The 23,426-nt window shown below is 38.6% G+C and carries 24 protein-coding genes; 11 read left to right on the top strand and 13 right to left on the bottom strand.

Features of this window, described 5'->3' with window-relative positions; genetic code table 11:
* Positions 1 to 5 precede the first annotated feature (5 nt).
* The gene (locus BMY50_RS04895; RefSeq protein ID WP_093319354.1) at positions 6 to 2,189 is read left to right on the top strand and encodes a catalase; all 2,184 of its coding nucleotides are present in this window, start codon (positions 6 to 8) and stop codon (positions 2,187 to 2,189) included.
* A gap of 2 nt (positions 2,190 to 2,191) precedes the next feature.
* Here BMY50_RS04895 and ligD read toward each other — a convergent pair whose 3' ends face one another.
* On the bottom strand, positions 2,192 to 4,921 hold the full coding sequence (ligD, locus tag BMY50_RS04890; RefSeq protein WP_093319349.1) for a DNA ligase D: 2,730 nt from the start codon (positions 4,919 to 4,921) through the stop codon (positions 2,192 to 2,194).
* A gap of 93 nt (positions 4,922 to 5,014) precedes the next feature.
* Positions 5,015 to 6,052 carry an AI-2E family transporter gene (locus BMY50_RS04885; RefSeq protein WP_093319344.1) on the bottom strand — a complete coding sequence of 346 codons (1,038 nt, stop codon included), beginning with the start codon at positions 6,050 to 6,052 and terminating at the stop codon, positions 5,015 to 5,017.
* Positions 6,053 to 6,168: 116 nt separating this feature from the next.
* Between BMY50_RS04885 and BMY50_RS04880 the strand changes: the two genes are divergently transcribed.
* Complete coding sequence (locus tag BMY50_RS04880) at positions 6,169 to 7,296, top strand: class I SAM-dependent methyltransferase (RefSeq protein WP_093319339.1); 1,128 nt, start codon at positions 6,169 to 6,171, stop codon at positions 7,294 to 7,296.
* 28 nt (positions 7,297 to 7,324) lie between these two features.
* Here the strand turns inward: BMY50_RS04880 and BMY50_RS04875 are convergent, their stop codons facing one another.
* Positions 7,325 to 7,801, bottom strand: coding sequence for an ankyrin repeat domain-containing protein (locus BMY50_RS04875; RefSeq protein WP_093319335.1), 477 nt, complete (start codon positions 7,799 to 7,801; stop codon positions 7,325 to 7,327).
* A gap of 50 nt (positions 7,802 to 7,851) precedes the next feature.
* Positions 7,852 to 8,121, bottom strand: a complete 270-nt coding sequence (locus tag BMY50_RS04870) for a hypothetical protein (protein ID WP_093319331.1) — start codon at positions 8,119 to 8,121, stop codon at positions 7,852 to 7,854.
* 359 nt (positions 8,122 to 8,480) lie between these two features.
* Between BMY50_RS04870 and BMY50_RS04865 the strand changes: the two genes are divergently transcribed.
* On the top strand, positions 8,481 to 8,708 hold the full coding sequence (locus tag BMY50_RS04865; protein WP_093319327.1) for a hypothetical protein: 228 nt from the start codon (positions 8,481 to 8,483) through the stop codon (positions 8,706 to 8,708).
* A gap of 211 nt (positions 8,709 to 8,919) precedes the next feature.
* Positions 8,920 to 9,288, top strand: coding sequence for a hypothetical protein (locus BMY50_RS04860; RefSeq protein WP_093319323.1), 369 nt, complete (start codon positions 8,920 to 8,922; stop codon positions 9,286 to 9,288).
* A gap of 18 nt (positions 9,289 to 9,306) precedes the next feature.
* Here BMY50_RS04860 and BMY50_RS04855 read toward each other — a convergent pair whose 3' ends face one another.
* The 3 genes from BMY50_RS04855 to BMY50_RS04845 all read right to left on the bottom strand — a co-directional run bounded on the left by BMY50_RS04855 (position 9,307) and on the right by BMY50_RS04845 (position 11,463).
* A complete protein-coding gene (locus BMY50_RS04855) occupies positions 9,307 to 9,522 on the bottom strand; it encodes a CsbD family protein (RefSeq protein ID WP_093319320.1) in 216 nt (71 codons plus the stop codon).
* A gap of 293 nt (positions 9,523 to 9,815) precedes the next feature.
* Positions 9,816 to 11,084, bottom strand: a complete 1,269-nt coding sequence (locus BMY50_RS04850; RefSeq protein WP_093319316.1) for a hypothetical protein — start codon at positions 11,082 to 11,084, stop codon at positions 9,816 to 9,818.
* Positions 11,085 to 11,271: 187 nt separating this feature from the next.
* Positions 11,272 to 11,463 carry a hypothetical protein gene (locus BMY50_RS04845; protein ID WP_093319313.1) on the bottom strand — a complete coding sequence of 64 codons (192 nt, stop codon included), beginning with the start codon at positions 11,461 to 11,463 and terminating at the stop codon, positions 11,272 to 11,274.
* Positions 11,464 to 11,686: 223 nt separating this feature from the next.
* Between BMY50_RS04845 and BMY50_RS04840 the strand changes: the two genes are divergently transcribed.
* Entirely contained in the window at positions 11,687 to 13,108 is a 1,422-nt protein-coding gene (locus BMY50_RS04840; RefSeq protein ID WP_093319308.1) for an amino acid permease, read from the top strand.
* A gap of 147 nt (positions 13,109 to 13,255) precedes the next feature.
* Here the strand turns inward: BMY50_RS04840 and BMY50_RS04835 are convergent, their stop codons facing one another.
* Positions 13,256 to 13,681: an acyl-CoA thioesterase gene (locus BMY50_RS04835; protein WP_093319303.1), complete on the bottom strand. Its 426-nt coding sequence runs from the start codon at positions 13,679 to 13,681 to the stop codon at positions 13,256 to 13,258.
* A 163-nt stretch (positions 13,682 to 13,844) separates the two neighbouring features.
* On the opposite strand from BMY50_RS04835, the gene BMY50_RS04830 reads away from it, so the two are divergent.
* Together BMY50_RS04830 and BMY50_RS04825 are read left to right on the top strand one after the other, a co-directional pair.
* Positions 13,845 to 14,513 carry a hypothetical protein gene (locus tag BMY50_RS04830; protein WP_093319299.1) on the top strand — a complete coding sequence of 223 codons (669 nt, stop codon included), beginning with the start codon at positions 13,845 to 13,847 and terminating at the stop codon, positions 14,511 to 14,513.
* Between the two features lie 73 nt (positions 14,514 to 14,586).
* Positions 14,587 to 14,865, top strand: a complete 279-nt coding sequence (locus BMY50_RS04825) for a DUF7677 family protein (protein ID WP_139202202.1) — start codon at positions 14,587 to 14,589, stop codon at positions 14,863 to 14,865.
* A 160-nt stretch (positions 14,866 to 15,025) separates the two neighbouring features.
* On the opposite strand, the gene BMY50_RS04820 is transcribed toward BMY50_RS04825, so the two are convergent.
* Together BMY50_RS04820 and BMY50_RS04815 are read right to left on the bottom strand one after the other, a co-directional pair.
* Positions 15,026 to 15,889 (bottom strand): SDR family oxidoreductase, encoded by an 864-nt coding sequence (locus BMY50_RS04820; protein WP_238383662.1) that lies wholly within the window; start codon positions 15,887 to 15,889, stop codon positions 15,026 to 15,028.
* 248 nt (positions 15,890 to 16,137) lie between these two features.
* Positions 16,138 to 17,166, bottom strand: a complete 1,029-nt coding sequence (locus tag BMY50_RS04815) for a DNA topoisomerase IB (RefSeq protein ID WP_093319289.1) — start codon at positions 17,164 to 17,166, stop codon at positions 16,138 to 16,140.
* A gap of 261 nt (positions 17,167 to 17,427) precedes the next feature.
* On the opposite strand from BMY50_RS04815, the gene BMY50_RS04810 reads away from it, so the two are divergent.
* The gene (locus BMY50_RS04810) at positions 17,428 to 18,864 is read left to right on the top strand and encodes an MATE family efflux transporter (RefSeq protein ID WP_093319284.1); all 1,437 of its coding nucleotides are present in this window, start codon (positions 17,428 to 17,430) and stop codon (positions 18,862 to 18,864) included.
* 53 nt (positions 18,865 to 18,917) lie between these two features.
* Here BMY50_RS04810 and BMY50_RS04805 read toward each other — a convergent pair whose 3' ends face one another.
* Complete coding sequence (locus BMY50_RS04805) at positions 18,918 to 19,457, bottom strand: pyridoxamine 5'-phosphate oxidase family protein (protein ID WP_093319278.1); 540 nt, start codon at positions 19,455 to 19,457, stop codon at positions 18,918 to 18,920.
* A 168-nt stretch (positions 19,458 to 19,625) separates the two neighbouring features.
* Here BMY50_RS04805 and nudK point away from each other — a divergent pair, with 168 nt between their 5' ends.
* On the top strand, positions 19,626 to 20,213 hold the full coding sequence (nudK, locus tag BMY50_RS04800) for a GDP-mannose pyrophosphatase NudK (RefSeq protein ID WP_093319274.1): 588 nt from the start codon (positions 19,626 to 19,628) through the stop codon (positions 20,211 to 20,213).
* Between the two features lie 128 nt (positions 20,214 to 20,341).
* A complete protein-coding gene (locus BMY50_RS04795; RefSeq protein WP_093323581.1) occupies positions 20,342 to 21,553 on the top strand; it encodes an MFS transporter in 1,212 nt (403 codons plus the stop codon).
* A gap of 3 nt (positions 21,554 to 21,556) precedes the next feature.
* On the opposite strand, the gene BMY50_RS04790 is transcribed toward BMY50_RS04795, so the two are convergent.
* Both BMY50_RS04790 and BMY50_RS04785 read right to left on the bottom strand, forming a co-directional pair.
* Complete coding sequence (locus tag BMY50_RS04790) at positions 21,557 to 21,982, bottom strand: nuclear transport factor 2 family protein (RefSeq protein ID WP_093319270.1); 426 nt, start codon at positions 21,980 to 21,982, stop codon at positions 21,557 to 21,559.
* Positions 21,983 to 22,330: 348 nt separating this feature from the next.
* Positions 22,331 to 22,957, bottom strand: a complete 627-nt coding sequence (locus tag BMY50_RS04785; RefSeq protein WP_093319265.1) for a LysE family translocator — start codon at positions 22,955 to 22,957, stop codon at positions 22,331 to 22,333.
* 121 nt (positions 22,958 to 23,078) lie between these two features.
* Between BMY50_RS04785 and BMY50_RS04780 the strand changes: the two genes are divergently transcribed.
* On the top strand, positions 23,079 to 23,360 hold the full coding sequence (locus BMY50_RS04780) for a hypothetical protein (protein ID WP_093319260.1): 282 nt from the start codon (positions 23,079 to 23,081) through the stop codon (positions 23,358 to 23,360).
* Positions 23,361 to 23,426: the final 66 nt, after the last annotated feature.

The raw sequence follows: 23,426 nt of genomic DNA, 5'->3' as shown, positions 1-23,426 counted from the left end.
CAACAATGGCTAAACAACAAGAAACAAAACATGCGACCAATCAACCTAATAAAAAGATTGAAAATTTGGAACCCGATAAGGAAGACAGCACGGGGGCATTCATGACGACCGATCAGGGAGTCAAGATTAATGACGATCAAAACTCGCTCAGAGCGGGCGATCGTGGTGCTACGCTCCTGGAAGATTTTATATTGCGGGAAAAGATCACGCATTTTGATCATGAGCGTATCCCGGAACGTGTTGTGCATGCACGCGGTTCTGCCGCACATGGGGTATTTAAAGTCTATAAGCCACTAAATAAATTTACAAAAGCACATTTCTTAAATGATACTGCTACTGAAACACCGGTCTTTGTACGCTTCTCTACCGTGGCGGGTTCAAGAGGCTCAACCGATCTGGCAAGGGATGTTCGTGGCTTTGCCGTAAAATTTTATACGCAAGAGGGTAATTTTGATCTGGTTGGAAATAATATGCCGGTGTTTTTTATTCAGGATGCTTTGAAGTTTCCAGATCTGGTGCATGCCGTAAAACCTGAACCGGATAATGAGATCCCGCAGGCGGCATCGGCTCATGATACCTTTTGGGATTTTATCTCTTTGATGCCAGAATCGGCACATATGATTATGTGGCTCATGAGTGATCGCGCTATTCCACGCAGCTATCGTATGATGGAAGGCTTTGGGGTGCATACGTTTCGCTTTATAAATGACAAGGGGGAAGCGAGTTTCGTCAAATTTCATTGGAAACCGCTGCTGGGTGTTCACTCCGTAGCTTGGGATGAGGCGCAGAATATCTCTGGTAAAGATCCCGATTTTCATCGTCGCGATTTATGGGAAGCCATCGAAAGTGGTGCATTTCCTGAGTGGGAGCTTGGTGTACAGATTGTTCCGGAGGCTGATGAATTTAAATTTGATTTTGACCTCTTAGACGCGACTAAAATTATTCCAGAAGAACTGGTGCCTGTGCAGCGTATCGGAAAGATGACATTGAACCGCAATCCGGATAACTTTTTTGCCGAAACGGAACAGTCGGCCTTCCATGTAGGGAACATTGTGCCAGGATTAGACTTTACGAATGATCCCTTGCTTCAGGGACGCTTATTTTCGTATACGGATACGCAGCTTATTCGACTTGGTGGCCCCAACTTCCACGAGATTCCTATTAACCGGCCGGTAGTGCCTATCCATAATAACCAACGGGATGGTTTTATGCGGCAGCAAATCAATAAAGGCAAGTCTAGTTATAACCCAAACTCGCTAGGCGGAGGCGACCCGGTACAAGCGAAGGCTGCTGAAGGTGGTTTTGCAAGTTATCAAGAACGTATCGATGCGAAGAAGGTACGTGCTAGAAGTAAAAGCTTTTTTGATCATTTTAGCCAGGCGCGTTTATTTTTCAATAGCCAGTCTGACCCCGAGAAAAACCATTTGATTGATGCACTATCTTTCGAGCTTGGAAAGGTTAAAACGGTTGCCGTGCGGCAGCGAATGATTGGTATATTATCACTCATCGATAGGGGGCTTGCGACTGAAGTTGCCTATGCACTGGGATTAAAGGTATTGAAACCTGAACAGCCTATTAACCATAGTATTCCAGCAGATGGCAAAGTTGCAGATTACCAACCGACGCAGGTGGAATCTTCACTGGCGTCTTCCGAAGCGCTGAGTATGAAGAATACTATTAAAGACAGCATCATATCGCGAAAAATTGCCTTTTTAGTGGCTGATGGGGTGGATGAGCGATCTGTAAATGGCGTAAAAGATGCCCTTGTATCTGGCGGGGCGGTAGTACATGTTATTGCGCCACGACTTAACGCCGTTATTGGGATGAATAATAAAGAAATAGCCGTTGATGAAAGTTTTCTGACAGCAGCATCTGTGCTATATGACGCCGTGTATGTACCTGGTGGCAAAAATAGCGTGGCAACCTTGGAAGCGGAAGCAAATGCTGTCCATTTTTTAAACGAAGCATTTAAGCACTGTAAAGCGATTGCCGCTGATGAGCAGGGGTTACAGGTACTGGAAGCTACTTATTTTGCGAATAAGCTACCATCGGATTTTTCTGATGAAACGGTATTGACAGAAGGGATTGTGGTAAATGGAGATTTAAAAAAATTATCAGAACAATTTATTCAAGCTATTGCTTTGCATCGGTTTTGGGAACGTGAAAAGCCACGTCAAGTACCTGCATAACGTTAATACTGGTGGTCTATTTGGTTTTGTTGCAGGATTTTGATAGTTTTAACAAGTTCTATCCCTTTTCCCAACACACCTTTGAAAAGATCACCAGTTTCTTTTAATCGATCGTATGCGTTGTGAATGGTGAAGTCGCTCATCTTGAGACCTGGTTTTACCTCGTCCCATGCGAGTGGCATGGAGACTGTTGCGCCGGGCTTTGGCCGTAGCGAATAAGGACATGCTATAGTGGCTCCAGGCCTGTTCTGTAAGAAATCAAGATACATCTTTCCTTTCCGGCTGTTTACTTTACGTTCGAGACTCGTAAAATTTGGCAATTCTTCGTGCACAAGACTGACAATAACTTTTGCAAAAAGCTGCGACTGATCATAGGTATATTTTGCACCGAGCGGTATGTAAATATGTATGCCTGTAGAACCGGAAGTTTTGGGATAGCTCGGCACATCAATATCGTCGAGCACCTTCCGTACTGCCTGTGCCGCTTCGACAACCTGATCAAAGGTGTTTTTATCTGGATCGAGATCTATCACGCAATAGTCTGGATAGTCTGGAGATTGCACCCTGCTAAACCAAGGGTTCATTTCGATGCAGCCTAAAGAGGCCATCCACAGAAGTGTCGCTTCATCGTCACCCACCAGGTATTCTTTGTGCTCTCCTTCGCTGGTTACATATGGATAGGTTTTATTGACCCAGTCGGGCGCCTTACCCTTGATGTCTTTCTGATAGAAGCTAGGCCCTTTGATTCCGTTTGGAAAACGGTTCAATGACATGGGACGGTCTTTCAGATAGGGGAGGATATACTCGGCAATTCTATAGTAATAATTGAACATATCCCTTTTGGTAATACCATCATCTGGCCAGTAAACTTTACTGAGGTGGGTGAATTTGAGATCTTTCCCTTGTACTTTACGCGTTTGGGTTTCTTCTTGTGGATTCAGGAGCGTGCGTCGCTCATTTTTAGCAGGTTTCGTTACCCTTTTTGCTGTTTTGTTTTTTACATCGGTCACAAGTGCTTCAGTATCTGTAGTTTCTTCCATCACCACTTCATCGGCATCCTTATCCTCTCGCATACCTTTAAAAGATGCTTGCCTAAACAAACCTTCGCTTGTTACTTCCGCATAATTAACTTCGCATACCAATGTGGGCTTTAGCCATGTAGGCTTGGCGCCCACTCGCTGTGGCCGAAATCGGGAAGGTTTATCAACATCTGGTGCTTTTTCAAATGGACTCTTACTGGTAATCAGCGGTTTAAACCGTTTCATCATTTCTTTTTGTAGCTTGTCGGAAAATCCCGTTCCTACTTTTCCAGCGTAGCGCAGTTCTTTCCCTTCATACACGCCTAAAATAAGCGCACTAAAAACCTTAGAGGTGCCCGCATTTTTTGTGAAGCCCGCTATGATTACTTCCTGACGACGTTGCACCTTGATTTTTAACCATTGTTTTGATCGAATATTAGGGGCGTAGCTGCTATCAGCTTTTTTTGCAATGATACCTTCTAAACCTACCTGTTCGGCCGCATCAAAGAAATCAATGCCTCTAGCAGCGAAAACCTTACTTTGGCGAATACGGTCGTCATCGGTAGGCAGCATATCCTGAAGGATTGCCTGCCGTTCCAGCAGAGGCAGTTGCATCAGGTTTTTGCCCTCATACCAAAGAATGTCAAAAACGTAATAAACCAGGTTGCCATCTGCCTCGCTTCTCCAGTTCTGTAAAGCTCCGAAATCTGATAATCCCTTGTCATTCAATACAACAATTTCTCCGTCAATCACGGCATTAATACGCCATCCCGTCAAAAGATCAACCAGCGGGTAATATTTATCAAAGGGTATGTTGTTTCGCGAGATGAGCTTGACCGCTGTTTTACTGACGTTGGCGATAGCCCTATAGCCATCCCATTTTACTTCATACAGCCAATCAGGATCATCAAAGGGTTCGTCGATTAATGTAGCTTTCATGGGCTTGACCTTAGTGGGGACAGCCGATTTTGGTGCCTTTTTAAGCAGTGTAGCTACATTTAGCTTTTTTGGTTTGACCTTTTCATCCACATCTTCAGCGAGGTGCTCATCCGCAGCTTTCGTGTTTTTTTTTCGTTTTGTTGCTTTTTTGTTTGCTTGTTTTTTTTCTGCATGGCCATTTCTCCAAACATGAGTACTATCGGTCTCCACAGCTTTTATCGTCTTGCCGGAGAGCACAGATTTGTCTTTTTTGGTCACATCTGCTGTCTTTGCAAAGGTATCCTTATGCTTAATAAGCAACCAGGCATTTTCGCCCATGCCATGGGTTTTCACTAAAGCGAATTCCCCTTCAAGTTTTTGGCCATGTAATTTGATCTTCAGGGACCCTTTACCTAACTGATCCAATAAATGCTTTTCCTGCGCTTTTTTGCCTTTAATTGGTTCTATGGGCTCATAATAACCTTCATCCCAGACAATGACGGTTCCGCCGCCGTATTCACCTTTCGGAATCACACCTTCAAACAACCTGTAATCCATCGGATGGTCTTCCACCATCATGGCAAGCCGCTTTGTTTGCGGATCTAATGATGGCCCTTTTGGAACTGCCCAACTCTTTAGCACGCCTCTCATTTCCAAGCGGAAATCATAGTGCAGACGGGAGGCATCATGTTTTTGTACGACAAACGTTAACTGTGTTTTACTGATGCTTTTACCGGACCTTGGTTCGCTGGTTTTTTTGAAGTCTCGTTTTTTACGATATTGATCAAGTGCCATAGACTGAACGTTTGAGTGGACCTTTCGTAATTACTAAATGTTATTACATTGAATGGTACTGTTATAACAAGATTGTTGAACAAGGGTTTGGTATTATGTGTCCAATTGCCGCTTCACATATAGCTCATCGACGATCACAATGACAACCACCAGAAGTGGGGTAGCAAGGATAATTCCAAGTCCGCCGGTTAACGTTCCAAATAACACTTGACTTATGATGATAAGAGCAGGCGGAATTTTAATCATGACATTCTGAATCGTTGGTGTGATGATGTTACTTTCAATCGTTTGGATTAAAATATACAATAAGGCTATTACCAAGGCTGTATTGGCACTCTCGGTGAATCCGATCAACACGGCCGGTATCATGGCGATGAGTGGGCCAAAATTTGGTATAAAATTGAGCAGGCCAGCAAAAAAAGCCAGTGCCAGTGCCATCGGTACATTAATAATGGATAAACCAATGAAGCTCAGAATCGAAATAAACAACATGGCTATCAGCATGCCTTTTAGCCAGCCCTTAAGCGTAAAATCTAGTCTTTTTATTACGGCACGAGCCCTGTTTTTTCCTGCCGTTGGAATTAACTTGATAATGCCTTCTCTATATAAGCCAGGGTTCACGGTAAAAAAGATACCAATAAGAAGGATGATGTAAACGTCGCCCACCACGCCAAAACTTGTTCTGAATACATCTTGAAAAGAATTCATCATTTTTGAGCTATTTCCATCAGAAAAATAATACAAAATTTTGCGACCTACTTCTGAACCGTTTAAACGGCCTTTTACATCCTCCAATATGGCAGGTATATCTTTCGAAAGCTCACTTACTTGCGTTGATATTTTAGCACCTAGAAACGAAAATAAAAATCCTACCAATAGTAATGTGATCAGGACACCTATCAATACACACCATCGATGAGATAATTTAATTTTTCTTTGAAGTAAATTACCTAAACCATGAAAATAAACGGCTATCAACGCGCCTGCAAATACCATTAATAAAACATTAAAGGCAGCTTTCAATATAAAGGTAAGCAATACAATGAGGGTAATGATACCCATCGTAATCCATACTTTCCGCGTGAATAAATTTAGATCACCTTGTGCTGAATCAGGTTTTTCCGCTGCCATATAATCTCTTTATGATAATAAAGGAATAGGTGCCTTAATTGTTTTGTAACGTGCATGTTCTTCTGGTAAAGTTTTTATTTTTCTGAACTACGAAGGGAAAATTTTGTTGTTATACAATGGAAACAAATAACCAATTAGCCGAAAGTATCATCACTAAAATTGAGCAGGATGGGCCCATTAGCTTTCGTGACTATATGGACAGCTGTTTATATGATCATCAATTTGGCTACTATTTCACCGCGGGTAACAAAATCGGTGTGAATGGAGATTTTTATACGAGCTGTTACTTAACACCCTCTTTTGGTGCAATGGTGGGGAAACAGTTAGAAGAAATGTGGCGCCTCTTAGGTTGTAAGGAGTTGACTGTTGTGGAATACGGAGCAGGCACAGGGATGTTGTGTAAGGATATTTTAGCTTATTTGAAGAACATTCCACTATTATATAAGCACTTGAGGTATTGTATTGTTGAAATCAGTCCCACTATGCGTACTATTGCGCAAGGACAGCTAAATGATAAGGTTGCATGGTATAATGCTATAGATGCTATAAAGGGAGAGATAGACTGCGTGATCTCGAATGAGCTGCTTGATAACTTTCCGGTGCACTCGGTGGTAAAGGAGCACGAACTATTGGAGGTGTATGTTGATTATCAAGGGGCGTTCACAAAAGTTTTGCGACCGGCACCTCCGAAGTTGAAAAATTATTTTAAAGAACTGCTTATAGACTTACCCAAAGGCTACCAAACGGAGGTCAATTTGGTGGCATTGCAGTGGATTAATGAAATTAGTTTAAAGCTTAAGAAAGGATTTTTATTGACGATTGATTACGGTGAGCAGTCAAGGGAATTATATAGTAACTACCGGCGAAGCGGAAGTGTTAGGTGTTACAATAAGCATCGTGTAAATGACGATGTGTTTGCTAATATTGGGGAGCAAGATATAACGGCGCATGTGAATTTCAGTGCACTTATCCATTGGGGAAAGAAGAGGGGTTTAGATACTTGTGGAATAACCACGCAGGCGAAGTTCTTATTGGCACTTGGCTTTAAAGAACATTTACGACGACTTTATGAAAACCAAACACGAGATGTGATTCAAATGGCAAGAGAAGAAGCATATATCTGTCGGTCGCTGCTCATGGAAATGGGCGAAAAGTATAAAGTACTTATTCAGTCAAAAAATATGGATCATGTTTTCCTTAATGGCCTTACTTTGCAGCAGAAAACTAACAATTCAACACCTTAAGTACCTAGAAAAAGCAAGTTGAACCAATTTAATCAGCCATGCTTTTTTCGATCAGTGTGATCGCTTCTTCATTGCCTTGCTGAGCGGCTAAATCAAGCACTGTGAGTCCACGTGCATCTAGAAGTGTAGTGTCTGCACCATGATTGAGTAATACTTCTACTAACTCGTTTCTACCAAACATCGCTGCAAACATAATTGCTGTACCACCGTTGCCATGTTGTAGATCTGTGTCTGCGCCATGATTGATCAGTAATTCGGCGATGTCTGCATAGCCTTTAAAAGCGACTCCCATTAACGCTGTATTCCCTCCGAAATCTTGCGCATTTACGTCTGCACCTGCTTCTAGTAATAATTTTGCGGCGTCGTATCGATTGTTGTAGCAAGCGATGATAAGTGGTGTATAGCCTTTTTCGTCTTGTTCATCTAAGTTAATATGATCACTGATGAATGCTTGCAACTCTTGAAGATTCCCTGCTCTTGCAGCACTAATTAGGTTATTGTTCATATGTTATATGCTTAATTTATAAAATATAATGGATGGAAAGCTTACTTAGATTATTCATTTTTTTTAGGAAAAGTCTCTATCGGACCATCTACACTTTCCAAATAGGCTATTCCGTTTTCACTAATTTCTAGCATGCGGTTCTGGTAGTTGCAATGCTCGTTTATGTCTTCTGCCAAGATGTATTGATTGGTCAAAAGTTCGGCTACTCCACGTTCAATAGACTCAACAGGTAGACTCATTTCTTGCGAAAATTTATCGATCGATCCGACCGACCATCTACGTAATACACGTAACAGACTTATGGCATTTTGACTTAGCATGATCCTCGCAGGCTATATGATGGTAACGTAGGCTGTATTCGAATTGTTTGGCTGAGGATAAGAAAATAAGTTAATAGCGCTCTTAATGAAGAATATTATAGCGTGTTATACATATTTTCTCAAAGAATTATAAAGAAATTGTGTAACTTAATCTAAAGGGTGTTCTTTAAATTTACAACTCAATCTAAGAATATTGTTCTGAATTTTTTCTAAACCGTGTACTATAATTAATAAAATTGGATAATTTGTTTAAACGACAAAAAATGAGACACAAGATGTTCTTCATATGGAGCAATGTGGTTAAGGGTTGCGTGAAGGAGGTTGTTTTCATTTTTAAGATACCTAAATACTAAGAAAATATGGAATTAACTTTACTAACATTGAGTAAAATGCTTAAAATAGATGTCCGGTGTGACAATATTGGCGAAGTACCTTACTTGAAGCTCAATGATAAATATATCATTACAGAGCAGTATCTAACCAGGGAGTTGGAAATAAACAATCTGGAAACGTATGAGTGGCAACTTTTATCGAATGAAAATATAACAGATTACCTGATTTTTCATGTAACCGATAAAATTAAATAAGGATCGCTTGTGAGGCACCTAAGGAATTCGCTATAAGGTGGTTTATAAGAAACTTTTTTCTTTCTATTATGTTATATAACCAGTAAGACCATTAAATGTCTAATGCAAATTAGCGCTAACCAATCGCTGTAGATACTTTTTTCTGCCTTAATTTTAAATATGGTCTTGTACGGTATGTTTTGGTTAATATTGAAACATATTTTGATGAATTATGATAGTCAAAATTCCTTATACGCAAGTAGTAAACATCCAGTTGGAATTTCCACTCGATGTGCTGGTAGAATTAAGTGAGGAGCGTGGCTTGGATAGTACTGTCGATGAAGACGTAATACCGCTTGTTCATAAGGCTATACTAACACAAAATATAATTATTAGGAATACTGAGCTCGAAATTCTATGGGGTAAAGGCCAACTACAGCAGGTTTTGGTTTATCGCGTGAGTTTAATAGCTCCACCTCCAACATTAAATGTGGGATGTATTGTAAATGCACTTCGAGACGCTCGTTTCTCAAAAGGACTTTGCGTTAAAAGAAGATATGAAAATAATAATTATCAATTATTATTTCAAGAAAGTGAATAATACTATAGCTGGTTTTTCTTAAGGCTTTAGTTTTAATCCGGATAGGAAAGATAAGTGGTTCAGGTAATCTACTATATATTCTCTGCTCTTACCGGTTTTAGTTTCTAATCTTTGTACTAGTTCTGTCTCTTTACCTTCTTCATAAAATAGATCTTCATCTGTTAATCCACTCCACTTATGTTTTATTTCGTTTTTGATACTTCTCCACGAACTTTTTAATTTCCATTCGGCCATATATGTTGTCTTTTTAATGTGCAATAAATAAAAATACTTCGTTCATTTTAATTACCCGTTAATTCTATTTAAAGTTATCATGTTCTTGATTTTTATTAGGTAATAGTCAAATTTACTAGAATTAGACCGGAAAAAAGTCACAATTTGTACGCAATTTTGTGTATAAATTGTCATTATATAGAACAACTCGTTGCCTCTTAATCGTTGCGTTTATTTGTACTAGCTTGAGGTGGGTGAAGGGGGCTCACGAATGGATATACATATTGTTAGCGCTAGTTGGGCGCGTGATAGGATTAAAAATCCTGAAATACGATATTGTTTTTATTTCGAAGCATTATTTTTTTTGCTGCGCCACTTCCGTTAAATATAAAAGCTAATCCTACTATTTTTGTGTTCTTCGAAATAAGCGGTAATTCATAGGCCAAATCATTATCTACGTAATATTGAATCTTTCTGCCATCACTTTGGCAACGTACATTCACCCAATTAGAAAAATCGACACCAAATTTAGAAAGATCAGCATTTTTGCCTGAAATAGCTTGATCGACACTCATAATATTTAATGCAGAGACGCATCCTTTTACGGAAAGGGGGATTACAATAGGCATGTTATCCGTTATTAACATAATCTGCGACAATTGGCAGGCTTTGTTTCCTTCCGCGTAATTGTTTTTTATATCGGTCGTGAAGGAAAAATCGGCAACTGTTAGGGGTTCAAAGTTCCCCACGTTGAAATATTTAACGATGCTTTGTTCCGTCTTTGGGTTAATATAAGACAGTATGCTCGAAATAGATGCATTAAGTTCTTCCTTTTGTATAAATTCATGCTGTTTTAGGTAAATAGGAACAGGGGAGTGATCAATCGTTCCTAACCAACCGGCTGTTGGAATAAGGAGTGGGTGTTCACTGACAACTTGATTACTTACTACTAATTTGGCTGTATAGTATCCCGGTTCGTAATAGATAGAGGTATGTTTTTTATTCTCCTTTAATACTTTCTCACGTCTTCGAGGATCCCAATTTTGTTGAATAAAAATAGAATCATCTGGTGCTTTAGAAGCATCGTAAGTAAAGACAACCGAATTCGGTATATTTCTAACGATGGGTTGACTGCTAAAAGCAAAGTCCTTCGCCGCTAATGGTACCGTTTTTATGGTGTTTTTTTTGTCGGTTTTATAAAGGAAGGAAAAGACTAAAAATGAGAGTGCAACTATTCCTAGTCCCCAAATAAGAAAGTTCTTTTTGTATATGATTTTTTTTGGAGGAACTTCTTCTTGTTTGGAATGGTTATTTTCATATACTACAAAGGCACGCCAATTTTCATGGCCAATAAACTTAGCGAGTGCATCTAAGGTGGAAGTAGCAGGTTTCCCGTCATGCTTCACCCTTCCCCAAATGCGCTTTAAAGTACTTGCGCTTAGCAAAATTTTTGTGTGCTGATGGATCAGGTCGCTTAGCTGCTGGAAGTCTGCACTCGACCATTTTTTTCCATCTCCCCAAGCAAGTTTTTCTTCTATTTTATTTAAGCATTTTTGAAGCTCAGTTTCTCTATGTGCTGCCACGAGCTAATAATTAGGTGTTTTAATCAATTTAAACTAAATCTGATTGGTTATGATTGGGTATAAATTGCTATTAACGATAATCCGTGAACAAATTTATTTAAAGAAATCAAATAAACAACACCCAATTGCCCGGAATGAGATTGGGGATGTAGTAAAAGCAGAGAGGTAGGTTTATCGCGTATAAGGCCTATTCCAACTCTTTAAAATCCTGGAACTTCCACGACCCATCGTCATTTTTGGCATAAGATACCGTATAATGCTGATCGCCTATGTTTACGGTAAAACTAAAGGGTTTTCCCTTTTTTGTTTCTTCTTTATGCGTATTTAAGAGTCCATCTGCATATTCTTCAATCTGTTCTTTTGAAAATTCTTCTCTCATAATTTTGCTATTGATAATTAATTTAATTTATATTGGTAGAAATTGTTCTTTACGTATCTAGTTTCTATAACATAGGAACTTTTTGTTTGTTTAACGAAATATAAAATGATTCGATCGAATCGGGTTTTGGGTTAAATGGTCAAAAATTGAGTTAATTAGAAAAACGAACCTTCAAATAGAAGGATATCTTTTACCTTTGCTCCACTAAAATAAAGTTTAAACATTGGAAAACCAAGAAAAAGTCAGTTCATCACAGAAAGAACTTAAAAGAGGACTATTAAATAGGCATATACAATTAATTGCATTAGGAGGGGCCATTGGTACCGGGCTTTTTTTGGGGATTGGCCCTGCCGCAGTACTCGCAGGCCCTGCAGTAGTGTTAGGATATGCTATTGCTGGTTTCATTGCTTTTCTTATTATGAGGCAATTAGGCGAAATGGTGGTGGAGGAACCGGTATCGGGAAGCTTTAGTCATTTTGCATATAAGTACTGGGGCCCTTTTCCCGGATTTGCTTCGGGATGGAACTATTGGATTTTGTATATACTGGTGAGCATGTCTGAACTTACTGCTATCGGTATTTACGTTCAATTCTGGTGGCCGGAGATCCCTTTATGGGCTTCCAGTTTATTTTTCTTTTTAGTAATAAACGCATTGAATCTAGCGTCGGTTAAAATTTACGGTGAGGCAGAATTTTGGTTTTCCATCATTAAAGTAATCGCTATAATTGCCATGATTATTTTTGGAGCATATCTTTTAATAAGCGGAAGTGGTGGCAGTCAAGCTAGCATCCATAATCTTTGGAACGATGGCGGCTTTTTTCCTAAAGGGTTATTTTCTAAAAATGAGACCGGTGAGTTTGAGGGCCTGCTGACCGCATTGGCGCTCATTATGTTTTCATTTGGTGGCTTGGAATTGATTGGTATTACGGCAGCTGAAGCCGAAAATCCAGAAAAGAATATACCAAAAGCCACTAACCAGGTTATTTATAGGATACTTATTTTTTATGTTGGTGCCCTGGTTATTCTGTTTTCATTGTCGCCTTGGCGGGAAATTACACCCGGAAGCAGTCCCTTTGTAACGGTATTTGATACCCTAAAGGGATTTGAATTTACACTCCTGGGAAGAACTTTTTATTTTACAAGTTTAATAGCAAACGTGCTAAATGTCATTGTTTTAACCGCCGCTCTCTCGGTATATAATAGCAGTGTTTATAGCAATAGCAGAATGCTTTTCGGCCTAGCTAAGCAGGGAAATGCACCAAAATTTTTAGCTAAATTAAACAGTAATCATGTGCCTATTATGGCCATTTTGGTTTCAGCTATTTTTGCCGCCATCTGTATCGTGATCAATAAATTGATACCTGAGGAAGCTCTTAATATTCTCATGTCTTTAGTTGTTTCTTCACTGATCATTAACTGGATTATGATTAGCATCACACATTTGTATTTTCGGAAGAGTAAAATACAAGAGGGAATAAAGCCTAAGTTCTCTGCATTTGGTTTTCCTTTAACGAATTATATCTGTTTGATATTTTTATTCGGTGTATTGATTATTATGTGGATTACGGGAATGAAAGTACCTGTTGAGTTGATTCCTATTTGGTTAATTTTGTTATATGTAAGTTACCGTATCGTAAAGAAATAAGCGCTATTTCCGCCTCTGTATCAACTTGTTAGATTTCATAGAGGTGGAAATAGCTTCGGCGAACAAGAATTTGTGCTGATCGATGAAATTCTTTGGCAAACGTTCGTTTTGGCGGTTAAAACACTAAAGAAATAATAATAAAAACGTTTATATATATTCGAAATCAGCTGTTTTCGGAAACCGTTCCAATCCTTGAAAAACAACTGTTGGTACTGGCTTGGCAATTTTTCTCAGCAGTGTATCGATCCAACTTCCTTCTACTTTAATCAAAGCGTGCAATTTGTTTTCTTCAGAAAGAAATTCATGCTGGATAACCCAAAACGAAGCATCTTTTTTCATGTTCAAGAGCTTTGTCTCTATGTGAATTTTTGACGAAAGGTGTATTTCTCTTTTAAACTGGCATTCTTCTTTGAAAAGAACCGGACCGAAATTTTGTTCTTTCATCGTTTGTGTGTTAATACCATAACTATTTAAAATCATAACCCTTTCTTGAGCAGCTAAGTCATAATAGACACTATGGCGGAGATGAAAGTTTGGGTCGAGATCTGCCCATCTTAAATGTATGAAGTTCATCGAAATTATATTTTAAATTTATTAAATACCCTGTTACGATACGAAGCAATTAGAACGGTGCTGAATAAACTTGAACGAAAATGAACAAGTTCCAGCATCTCCTTAACTTTAAGATTTGATAAATTGCTCTGACATTAGTAAAATTATAAAAATATCGTGCCTTATGAAAACAAATCGATTGCTAACCATTGTATTTCTTTTGATAGTGGTTACACCAGTGATGGCTCAACAAAAAAAGCTCATAAAACTAGATCTTCCAACACTTTTTAAAGAGCATAAACTTAAAGGAGAGAATAGAGCATTAACACTTTCTCACGTGAATAGCACGCACCAGGGGGTAGCCATGGGGGAAAGTAGCGGCGGAGCTGGCTTTGCTTGGCTGAACGACGTATCTTTTGACGAAGGGACGGTAGAGTTTGACATAAAAGGTAAAGATAAAATAGGGGGTAGTTTTGTTGGGTTAGCCTTTCACGGCGTTGATGAGACGAATTATGAAGCCGTCTATTTCAGGCCATTTAATTTTTTTAACCCGGATCGAAAAAACCATTCGGTTCAGTACATCTCTATTCCTGGTTATGACTGGGACTTCCTGCGAACGAATTACAAAGGTGTATATGAAAATGAAATAAAGGATGCACCAAAACCGAATGACTGGTTTCATGTTCGCATCATGATTGGGGAAAATAATATACAGGTTTTTGTGAATGCGGAAAGCAAACCAAGTTTGGAGGTTAAACCCATAAAAAAGGGGGGTGGGAAGCGTATAGGATTATGGGTGGGCGCTACCTCCGGCGGTGAATGGGCTAACCTGGAGATAAAAAAACTTAAATAGCTGTGAAATTGTGTGTAATATGCGGATAGATTTAACGTTTAATGTTAGCATGATTTTTTTAATAAATGCTATTATGGAACTATCAAATGATTTTAAATCTTGTTTAAGACACTTTGTTTACTATTACACTAATGGCACTTTACCTTATGTGATTGAAGATGAGATTTTAAAAGGGATTGACTATCGGGAAGATCTTAAGCATGAGGCCAGCTTAGTTGAAACTGTATTTGCGATATATACCAATAATATTCAAATGGATGAAACGGGTAAGGTACTTAACAATATGTATGCAATGAAAAGAGCTGCCCAATGGATACGTTACGCTTGCAGGCAGGGGATGGTTATACCGTAGACCCTGAACTTGAAGATTGGGAAACCTATTTATACTAATTTAAACTTAAAAAATTCCAGGCAATTTGCGGTCGCAATATGTTGGATAAGACAAAAAAAGATTTTTAATAATTTAATGCAAAGAACTCGAAGTCCTTTGCATTAAAGAGGGCCTGTTAACGCTAGAAGTTAAGCTTAGTTGATAAAGCAGTGGCTGTTGCCAAATCCTTTACCGCATGCATATCTGTTTTTACAATACTCATTTTGGTTTCAGCCAAATCATAAGCATCTTGCCCGAGAAATAAATGTATTGGCGGTTGCTCCATCTGTGCTACTTCGATGAGTACTTCAGCCGCTTTATCTGGATCACCCGCTTGGTTGCCATTATAATCGTTTGTATGCGCATTTTGTGCTGCTCTTACCGTTTTATAATCACTTATTTCATTTTTAGGAACATTTAATGAAGTATCACTTAAAAAATTGGTGCGGAAATAACCAGGCATGACAACGGTGGCGGACAAGCCGAAGTCCTTTATTTCATGCGCTAGGGATTCCGTAAAACCGTGTACGGCAAATTTCGTAGCGCAATAAATTCCAAATCCGGGAAAACCCCCTGCGAAACCACCAATAGATGCGATGTTGAAAATATGCCCGGATTGTTGTTTACGCATATAGGGCAAGGATTGTCTGATAACGTTTAAGGAGCCAAATACATTGATGTCAAAATTTTCTCTTGCTTCTACATCTGTTAACTCCTCTAATGCGCCAACCAGGCCGTATCCTGCATTATTTACTACAACATCAATTCTTCCAAAATGCGCTATGGTTTCGCTGATGCTCTGTTGCACACTGTTTTCATCCGTAAGATGCACAGCAAGGGGTAAAAAGATGCTTTCATCTGCACCCACTGCTGTTGCCAGTTCCTGTTTATTGCGTGATGTTGCTGCTACTTTATGCCCCTCTTTTAATAACTTTTTGGTTAGTGCAAGTCCAAGTCCTTTAGATGCACCGGTAATATACCATATTTGATTGTTCATTGCTTTCATTTCGCTGTTTAAATTTTAATGATTTAATAAAACAAAAGTACAATGACAATCGCCCCGGCTATTAGTGGAATTGAAACAAGTAATTGCGAAAATCAAACAATTTTATTAGCATATGCTAATACGGTGGGGTCGCAGGTATATTTATGTCGAATAATGGGGTTACTCATGATGAATTTTTTTATTGTTAGAGAAAAATGGTTTCTAATCGTACCCGAATGATGCAATGTGGACGATAAAAATCGGTTTTATCAGGATACCTTGATTTTTTCCAGGAATTTCATTAAAAATTTCTCGGCTTTGAGATCTTCACTTAGTTTGCTTCTAGAACGGTTCATCCGGGTTAAATAGGGTTGTAAGCTGTTTTCTTCATATGCTCTTATAAGATCGGTACAAACGTAATATTGCCTACATACGGTTCGTGTGTTACCTAATTTTTTTGCTACAAAATCCAAACATTGGTTAATGTTACGCTTGCACGTGGCTTTGCTCTGAAATGCTTCTAGTGCTGCTAAATATTTGAAAGCCCATAGGGTACCATACCAGGTGCGAAAATCTTTTGAAGTAAAGTCTTCAGCTGTATAATGTTTAATGTATTCATTGAGATCACCTGAATCTAGTGTGCATATTTCCTTCCGTTCATTGTAATATTGAAACAGCTCCTGTCCAGGTATTTCCATTACGGATTTTAATCTTTTTGCTAAACTTTTATCGCTTACTTTTATTTGGTGTTCCTTTCCCTTTTTTCCCACGAACTTAAAGAAAATCAGCTGTCCGTTAATTTTTACATGTTTATTATGCAAGGTTGTTAAACCAAAACTATTGTATGTTTTTCTATAATGATGGTTTCCTGCTCGAATAAGCGTTTCTTCCATTATGTCTAATGCGATTGCCGTAACTTTTGCTTTATCAAGCTTTCTTTTCTTTAAATCGCTGCTGATCGCTTTTCGGAGTTTTGGTAATTTGTATCCGAACGCAAGAATCTGGGTTAATTTGCTTTCTTGTCGCAATTGATTCCATTGTGCGTGATAGATATACTGCTTTCTTCCTTTTTCATCTAATCCTGTAGCTTGCAGATGTCCGTTAGCATAATGACTTATCCAAACTGATTTCCATGCAGGTGGTACAACGAGCGCTTGTAAGCGTTGTTTTATGCTGTCATCATCTACCACATTTCCATGTTTATCTAAAAAGGCATACCCTTTTCCTTTTTTAATTCTCGTATACCCCGCTTGTTGGTCGGAAGTGAACCTAAGCGTTGAACATTCCAAAATATCCATATATCATGCTCGACTATCATTCATTTCATTAACATCAAAAAGGGATAGATTGTTATTCATATAAGCTATTTTATGCAAAATGTTGAACGGTATTTTTAATCAATTATCTGTCGCAATTAACCCGTATTTTGTCAAAACACCCTATCTTTATAAAGGCTTATCGATACTATCTTTGTTTAATTCATATGTGCATTTGAAGAACTCTTCAGACAAAGCAATAACAATTTTAAAAAGAATGGGCGATCACTTTTTATAAAAACCATGGTAGACGAAAATAAAGAAAAAGTTTCTCAGCAGGTAATTGCTTCATCATCGAATACAATGTGGCAGGAATTAAAAAATGCCATCAAAGGTACGGAAGCCGACTATACTCAAATTAATTTAAAAAGGGCGATTTTTCTATTAGCCGTACCTATGATTTTAGAGTTAGTAATGGAATCTCTCTTTGCGGTGGTCGATATTTATTTTGTGGGTAAACTGGGTGCTTCTGCTGTAGCAACTGTTGGACTCACCGAAACCTATCTCTTTTTGTTATATGCTGTCGCTATGGGACTATCTACTGCTATTACAGCGATTATTGCGCGACGTATAGGTGAAAAAAGAAAGAAGGAGGTAGGTGTAACGGCGATTCAAGCTGTTTTCATTGCTGTCATCATATCTATACCTTTTGCTGTTTCAGGTATTTTCTTCGCAAAGGACCTACTCGGATTAATGGGCGCTGATCAATGGAGTGTTGAATATGGTTACCGCTACACACAGTGGATGTTGGGAGGAAATATAGTGGTGATGTTGATTTTTATTATGAACGCAGTATTTAGAGGGGCCGGTGACGCGGCTATAGCGATGCGTATTCTCTGGATTGCGAACGGCGTTAATATGCTATTAGATCCTATTTTAATATTCGGTTGGGGGCCAATTCCTGCATTAGGTATTCAAGGAGCGGCTATCGCAACGAATATAGGCAGAGGTGTTGGTGTTGTGATGCAGTTATGGGTTCTTTTTAAAGGCAGTAAACATATCAAAGCAAGTGTTAAGCAGATTGTATGGGACGCGAAGATCATATATAACATTCTGCGTACTTCACTAGGTGGCGTAGGGCAAATGATTGTAGCAATGACCTCTTGGATTTTTCTGATGCGGATATTGGCGGAAATAGGCAGCGAAGCTGTTGCCGGTTCTACCATTGCCATGCGCATTATGATGTTGACAATGATGCCTGCCTGGGGAATGTCTAATGCCGCGGCTACCTTGGTTGGGCAAAACCTGGGCGCCGGAAATCCTGCGCGTGCCGAGTCTTCTGTTTGGAAAATAGGGCGTTATAATATGGTGTTCTTATTGCTTGTTTCGATTGTTTATTTTTTCTTTAATAAAGAGCTGATTGGTATTTTTACGAATGATAGTACTGTCATTGCGATAGGAGCGGAGTGGTTACAGATACTATCTTATTCTTATTTTGTATATGGCTGGTGGATGGTATCGGTACAAGCATTCAATGGAGCCGGAGATACAAAGACTCCCACGATGATTAATCTCGTGTTTTTCTGGTTTATACAGATTCCTTTATCGTATTTACTGGCGATTATATTTGATTGGGGGCATACAGGGGTGTTCTGGAGCGTCTTTTTTTCAGAAACTTCTGTCGGCATATTTACGCTCTGGCTATTTTCTAAAGGAAAATGGAAAATAGCCAGCGTGTAAATGTTTGTTATTCATTGTTAATTATTGGTTGTTAGTTATTGGTAACCGATAAATTAAAGATCGAGTTTTCCTTCAACGGAATCGTCTATTGTTTTGCCAAAAATGGATCCGATGGATTGTTTTGCAAAAGCGATAGCATTTCCGTGTTTGTTATCCCAATAATAGGCTTCAGTGGGTTCCACTTTAATAACGGTTATTCTTGGATCGTCTTTGCCTTCTGTGAACCAGGTTTTTAGAATGGGCACCCAAAGCTCATCTATCTTCTTTTTGTCGTCACTAACAGAGGCCAAGCCATAAATGTTTAAGAAATCTGAATAACGGGATCCTTGAAAAAGCAGGTGGACGAAAGGATCGTTGCTAAGCTCCTCATTTTTATGGCTGTCTTTTGCACTTAAAAACCAGAGGTTTCCTTCGTCGTCAACTTTTTGAACAGACATTGGCCTTATTGATAAGGGAACACCCACTTTATTCAAATCGGTGCAAAAAAAACAGGCCTCTGCTATTTCAACGAGTTCCTTTACTTTCTTAATAGCTTCGTCACCCGCTAAGTTTTTTATATTTTCTTCTTCTTGTTGCTTGTTTATGCTATCCATGACATTCTTTAATTACGTTCTATTATATAACCGTACACGAGCAAATTGGTTTTCGTAATCTGCTTAATTACTTATAAGTATATGTGAAGTAAAAAGAAGCTCGATGGGTGATTCGCTATTAAAACATGCAATGAAATAAGTAGCTTTGTGCCTTAAGAACGATCCCATATGAATGATGCCAATAACGACAATGTTAAAATATTAAATACGGAAATTCTTTCCGATAACTGGTACATATTAAAAAAGGTTACTTACGCGTATAAACAAAACAATGAATGGTTAACGCAACAACGAGAGGCGTATGATCGCGGCAATGGAGCCGTAATCTTGCTATATAACCGAGAGAAAGAAACCGTTATACTGACCAGACAATTTAGGTTGCCAACCTATATTAATGGAAACCCTTCGGGTATGCTTATTGAAGCGTGTGCCGGGCTGCTCGATTTAGATAATCCGGAAGATTGCATTAAGCGGGAAACCGAGGAGGAAACAGGATATAAAGTAAGAGAAGTGCGTAAAATATTTGAAGCCTATATGTCACCTGGATCTGTTACGGAAACCCTCCATTTTTTTATCGCAGAATATGCTGAATCGATGAAGATAAGTGATGGCGGAGGCTTAGAAGATGAACAAGAACATATAGAAGTGTTGGAGCTGCCTTTCAATGAAGCCTATCAGATGATCGAGACGGGAGAAATCAAGGATGCTAAAACTATTATCTTATTGCAATATCTTAAAGTGCACGCCATTCTATAAGCTGCCAGCAACATGTTTATCAAATGAATGTCTTAAATGATTTTAAACTAGTACAACTTTAAAAATACCTATATCTTTGCGGCGATTAATGGAATTCCCCTCTAATGGGCTTTTTTCGCCGTGTTATCATGAAAAATCTCTCTATCTCGGGCTTCTCTGAAAAGCCAAATATTATTATTGCAAATTACGTTATCTTAACTTTTTACGGTTATTTTTCTATCGGTTTAACATTGGCGGTATTGCCAATCTTTATTCATCAACAGCTGGGATTCAATACTGTAATAGCAGGAGCTGTAATCAGTTTACAATATGTAACGACATTTATCATGCGTGCTTATGCGGGCAATATAGTGGACAAAAAAGGCCCAAAACCTGCTGTTATTGCCAGTATGATCTGTTTCTTACTTACTGGTGTACTTTTAATCGCTGCCTTCTTGACAGTGGATACACCCTTGCTTAGCTTGGCAATATTAACTGTTTCTCGGTTAATGACCGGTTGTGCTGAAGGAATGGTTGGCGCTAGTCCCGTTAATTGGGCTATGTTGCGAATGGGTGAACAACATACAGCAACTGCCATTTCTTATAATGGTATTGCAAATTACAGTTCTATGGCCATCGGTGCTCCCTTAGGTGTATGGATGTCAAGTAGCTTAGGTAACTGGAGTATCGGCGGACTAACGATATTGATGGGAATGGTAGGGCTTTGGTCGGCTCTACGTAAGCCCGCTCTCAAGGCGGAGCAAGATGAACCGAGAAAACCGTTCTTCAAGGTGTTGAAATCGGTGAGCCCTTATGGTACCGGACTTGCGCTGGCTGGTATAGGGTTTGGTACTTTATCTACTTTTATTACCTTATACTATGCTTATAACAAATGGGATCAGGCCGCGATCTGTATTACTGCATTTAGTTTATTGTTTGTAGTAGGAAGATTACTTTTTGCGGGTGCAATTCATAAATATGGGGGGACTAAAGTGGCCATCGTTAGCATGATCGTTGAGAGTTTGGGGCTTTTAGTTCTTTGCATGGCCACCGATTCAGACGTAGCTGTATTCGGGGCGGCTCTTGCGGGTTTAGGGTTCTCTTTGGTATTTCCTGCACTAGGGGTGGAAGCTGTGAGTAAGGTTTCTACCGCTAATAAAGGGGCTGCTTTAGGTGCTTATGGGTTATTTATTGATATTTCATTAGGTATTACTGGACCGCTGGTGGGCTTTGTGGCGAAGGTGTTTGGCATGGCTTACATTTTTCCATTTAGTATGGCAATGGTAATTATTGGACTATTTGTATGTGCTGTATTAAATTTTGAAAAAGAAAAGAAAAATAATACGCTTCTTACACAATGATGATTACCAACTACCTTCTTGAGCTGAAGCCCGATAAGCGAGGTAAATGCCAAATAGATCTTGAATAAGTGTTATTTCGCTAATTAATCCTTCTTTTATTCTAATGATAGAAACATAAGGCCGTTGATAGGTGCTGCCATTTTTTACAAGCGTAAAAATATTTTCGCCGATAATAATAACCTTATCTTCGCGAATCACAAATTTCATAGGCATTAATTGCTTAAATGTAGCTACCGAAGGAAGTAGTCTGGTGTAATAATCCTCAACCATTTCTTTTCCTACGAAATTTCCGCTAATAGGGGTGCCATCTAAAATAGTCGATTTAAAAATAACATTCTCTGCTAAACTATCGAGAACCGTGCTAAAATTTCCTGTGTTTGCTTGGGTATAAATACTTTTTATTTTACCTAAAATTCCAATCAGATTCATAATTTTCGTAATTTTTAAGGGTACTGCACATATGCTACGATTATCATTATTGTTATTAAAACACAAACATCGGCTTATGATGAGGTATTTTTAATGTTCAAAAACGACAAATGAAGGGTGTTTTGCGTAATTTTTCATTTTAGTGCATATGGCTTTTAGCAATACCTAAGTACATTGAACTATTTATTCGACAATATTACTAATTTTATTAGTTATTGTTGCTAAATAAATTAGATATTTATTGAATTGTTGAAAAATACAATGGAGGGAAAGACACTATTTATATAAGGCAACAGTGCGCTGCCTTTTGCTTGGGCAGAAGCCTTCAGATTGGCTATAGGGTTGTATTTAGCGCTTTGTAAAAGCAATTTTAATTCCCATCGATATAAATACTAAACCTGAAAACCTATTCAACCAATAAAAAAAGGACGTGTTAGATTTAAGCTTGCTGGTGGAGATTCCGGCAAATAAGGCCAGCGTGATAAACCATAACAAACTGATGAGTGCATAGGTTGCACCCAATACAATAAATGGAAAGGCGTCGGTTATTGCATTAGGACTGATAAATTGTGGAAAGAAGGCAAGAAAGAATATAGCTACCTTCGGGTTTAGGGTGTTGGTTAATACGGCTGCCAAAAATGTTTTTCTAGTTGATGCCATAGTTGTTGGCTCTGTTAATTCAAGTGACTTCTTTTTTAGAACCAATTTTAAAAAGCCTAAGTAAATAAGATAAACGGCACCTAAATATTTAATTATGCTAAATGCCAAAGCAGATTTTGCTAATAGCAAAGAAAGTCCTAGAGCGGCCAAAATTGTATGGATTAATACACCGGAGCAAATACCCAATGTGGCGTAGATACCTCCTTTTTTTCCTTGTGTAACTGATTTATTTAACACAAATATAGTGTCAATACCCGGAGAAACAACAAAGATAAATGAGGCAAAAATAAAAGAGGTGAAATTAGTAATTCCCATAATGTCAAAGATAATACATAGAAAGCACATGTTTAATTATATTTTCACATAAAGCTGTGTAAAATATGTATACCAAAGTTTTTTCTATTTAACTTAATTTTATGGCACTAAAACAAACATTATGGAAAATTTTACCGCTTTAACCGGCTTTCCCGAGTATTTGCAAAAATATTTGGCGGATCATCCTGAAGAGTTGCCAAACGATGTAAACTTGAATGAATTTCAAGTGAAACCATTCCAAAGCGCATGGACAGATGTTAGATTAAGTTCTGATCATGAATATACGCGGTACATGGACGTTGTTTTTATCGACGGCATGAAGCACCCGAATAAGTTATATAGTTATGTTATCACTTATTCAAGCAATAAACAGATCATAAACCTGAAAAGAATGACGCTATAGAACATTTAGACTAATCAAAAATCATAATAATATCAATTTTTTAAGAAGCCTGTCACTGATAATGAC

Source organism: Olivibacter domesticus (assembly GCF_900109575.1).
Lineage (GTDB): Bacteria > Bacteroidota > Bacteroidia > Sphingobacteriales > Sphingobacteriaceae > Olivibacter > Olivibacter domesticus.
This window is presented reverse-complemented; position numbering and strand designations above follow the sequence as displayed.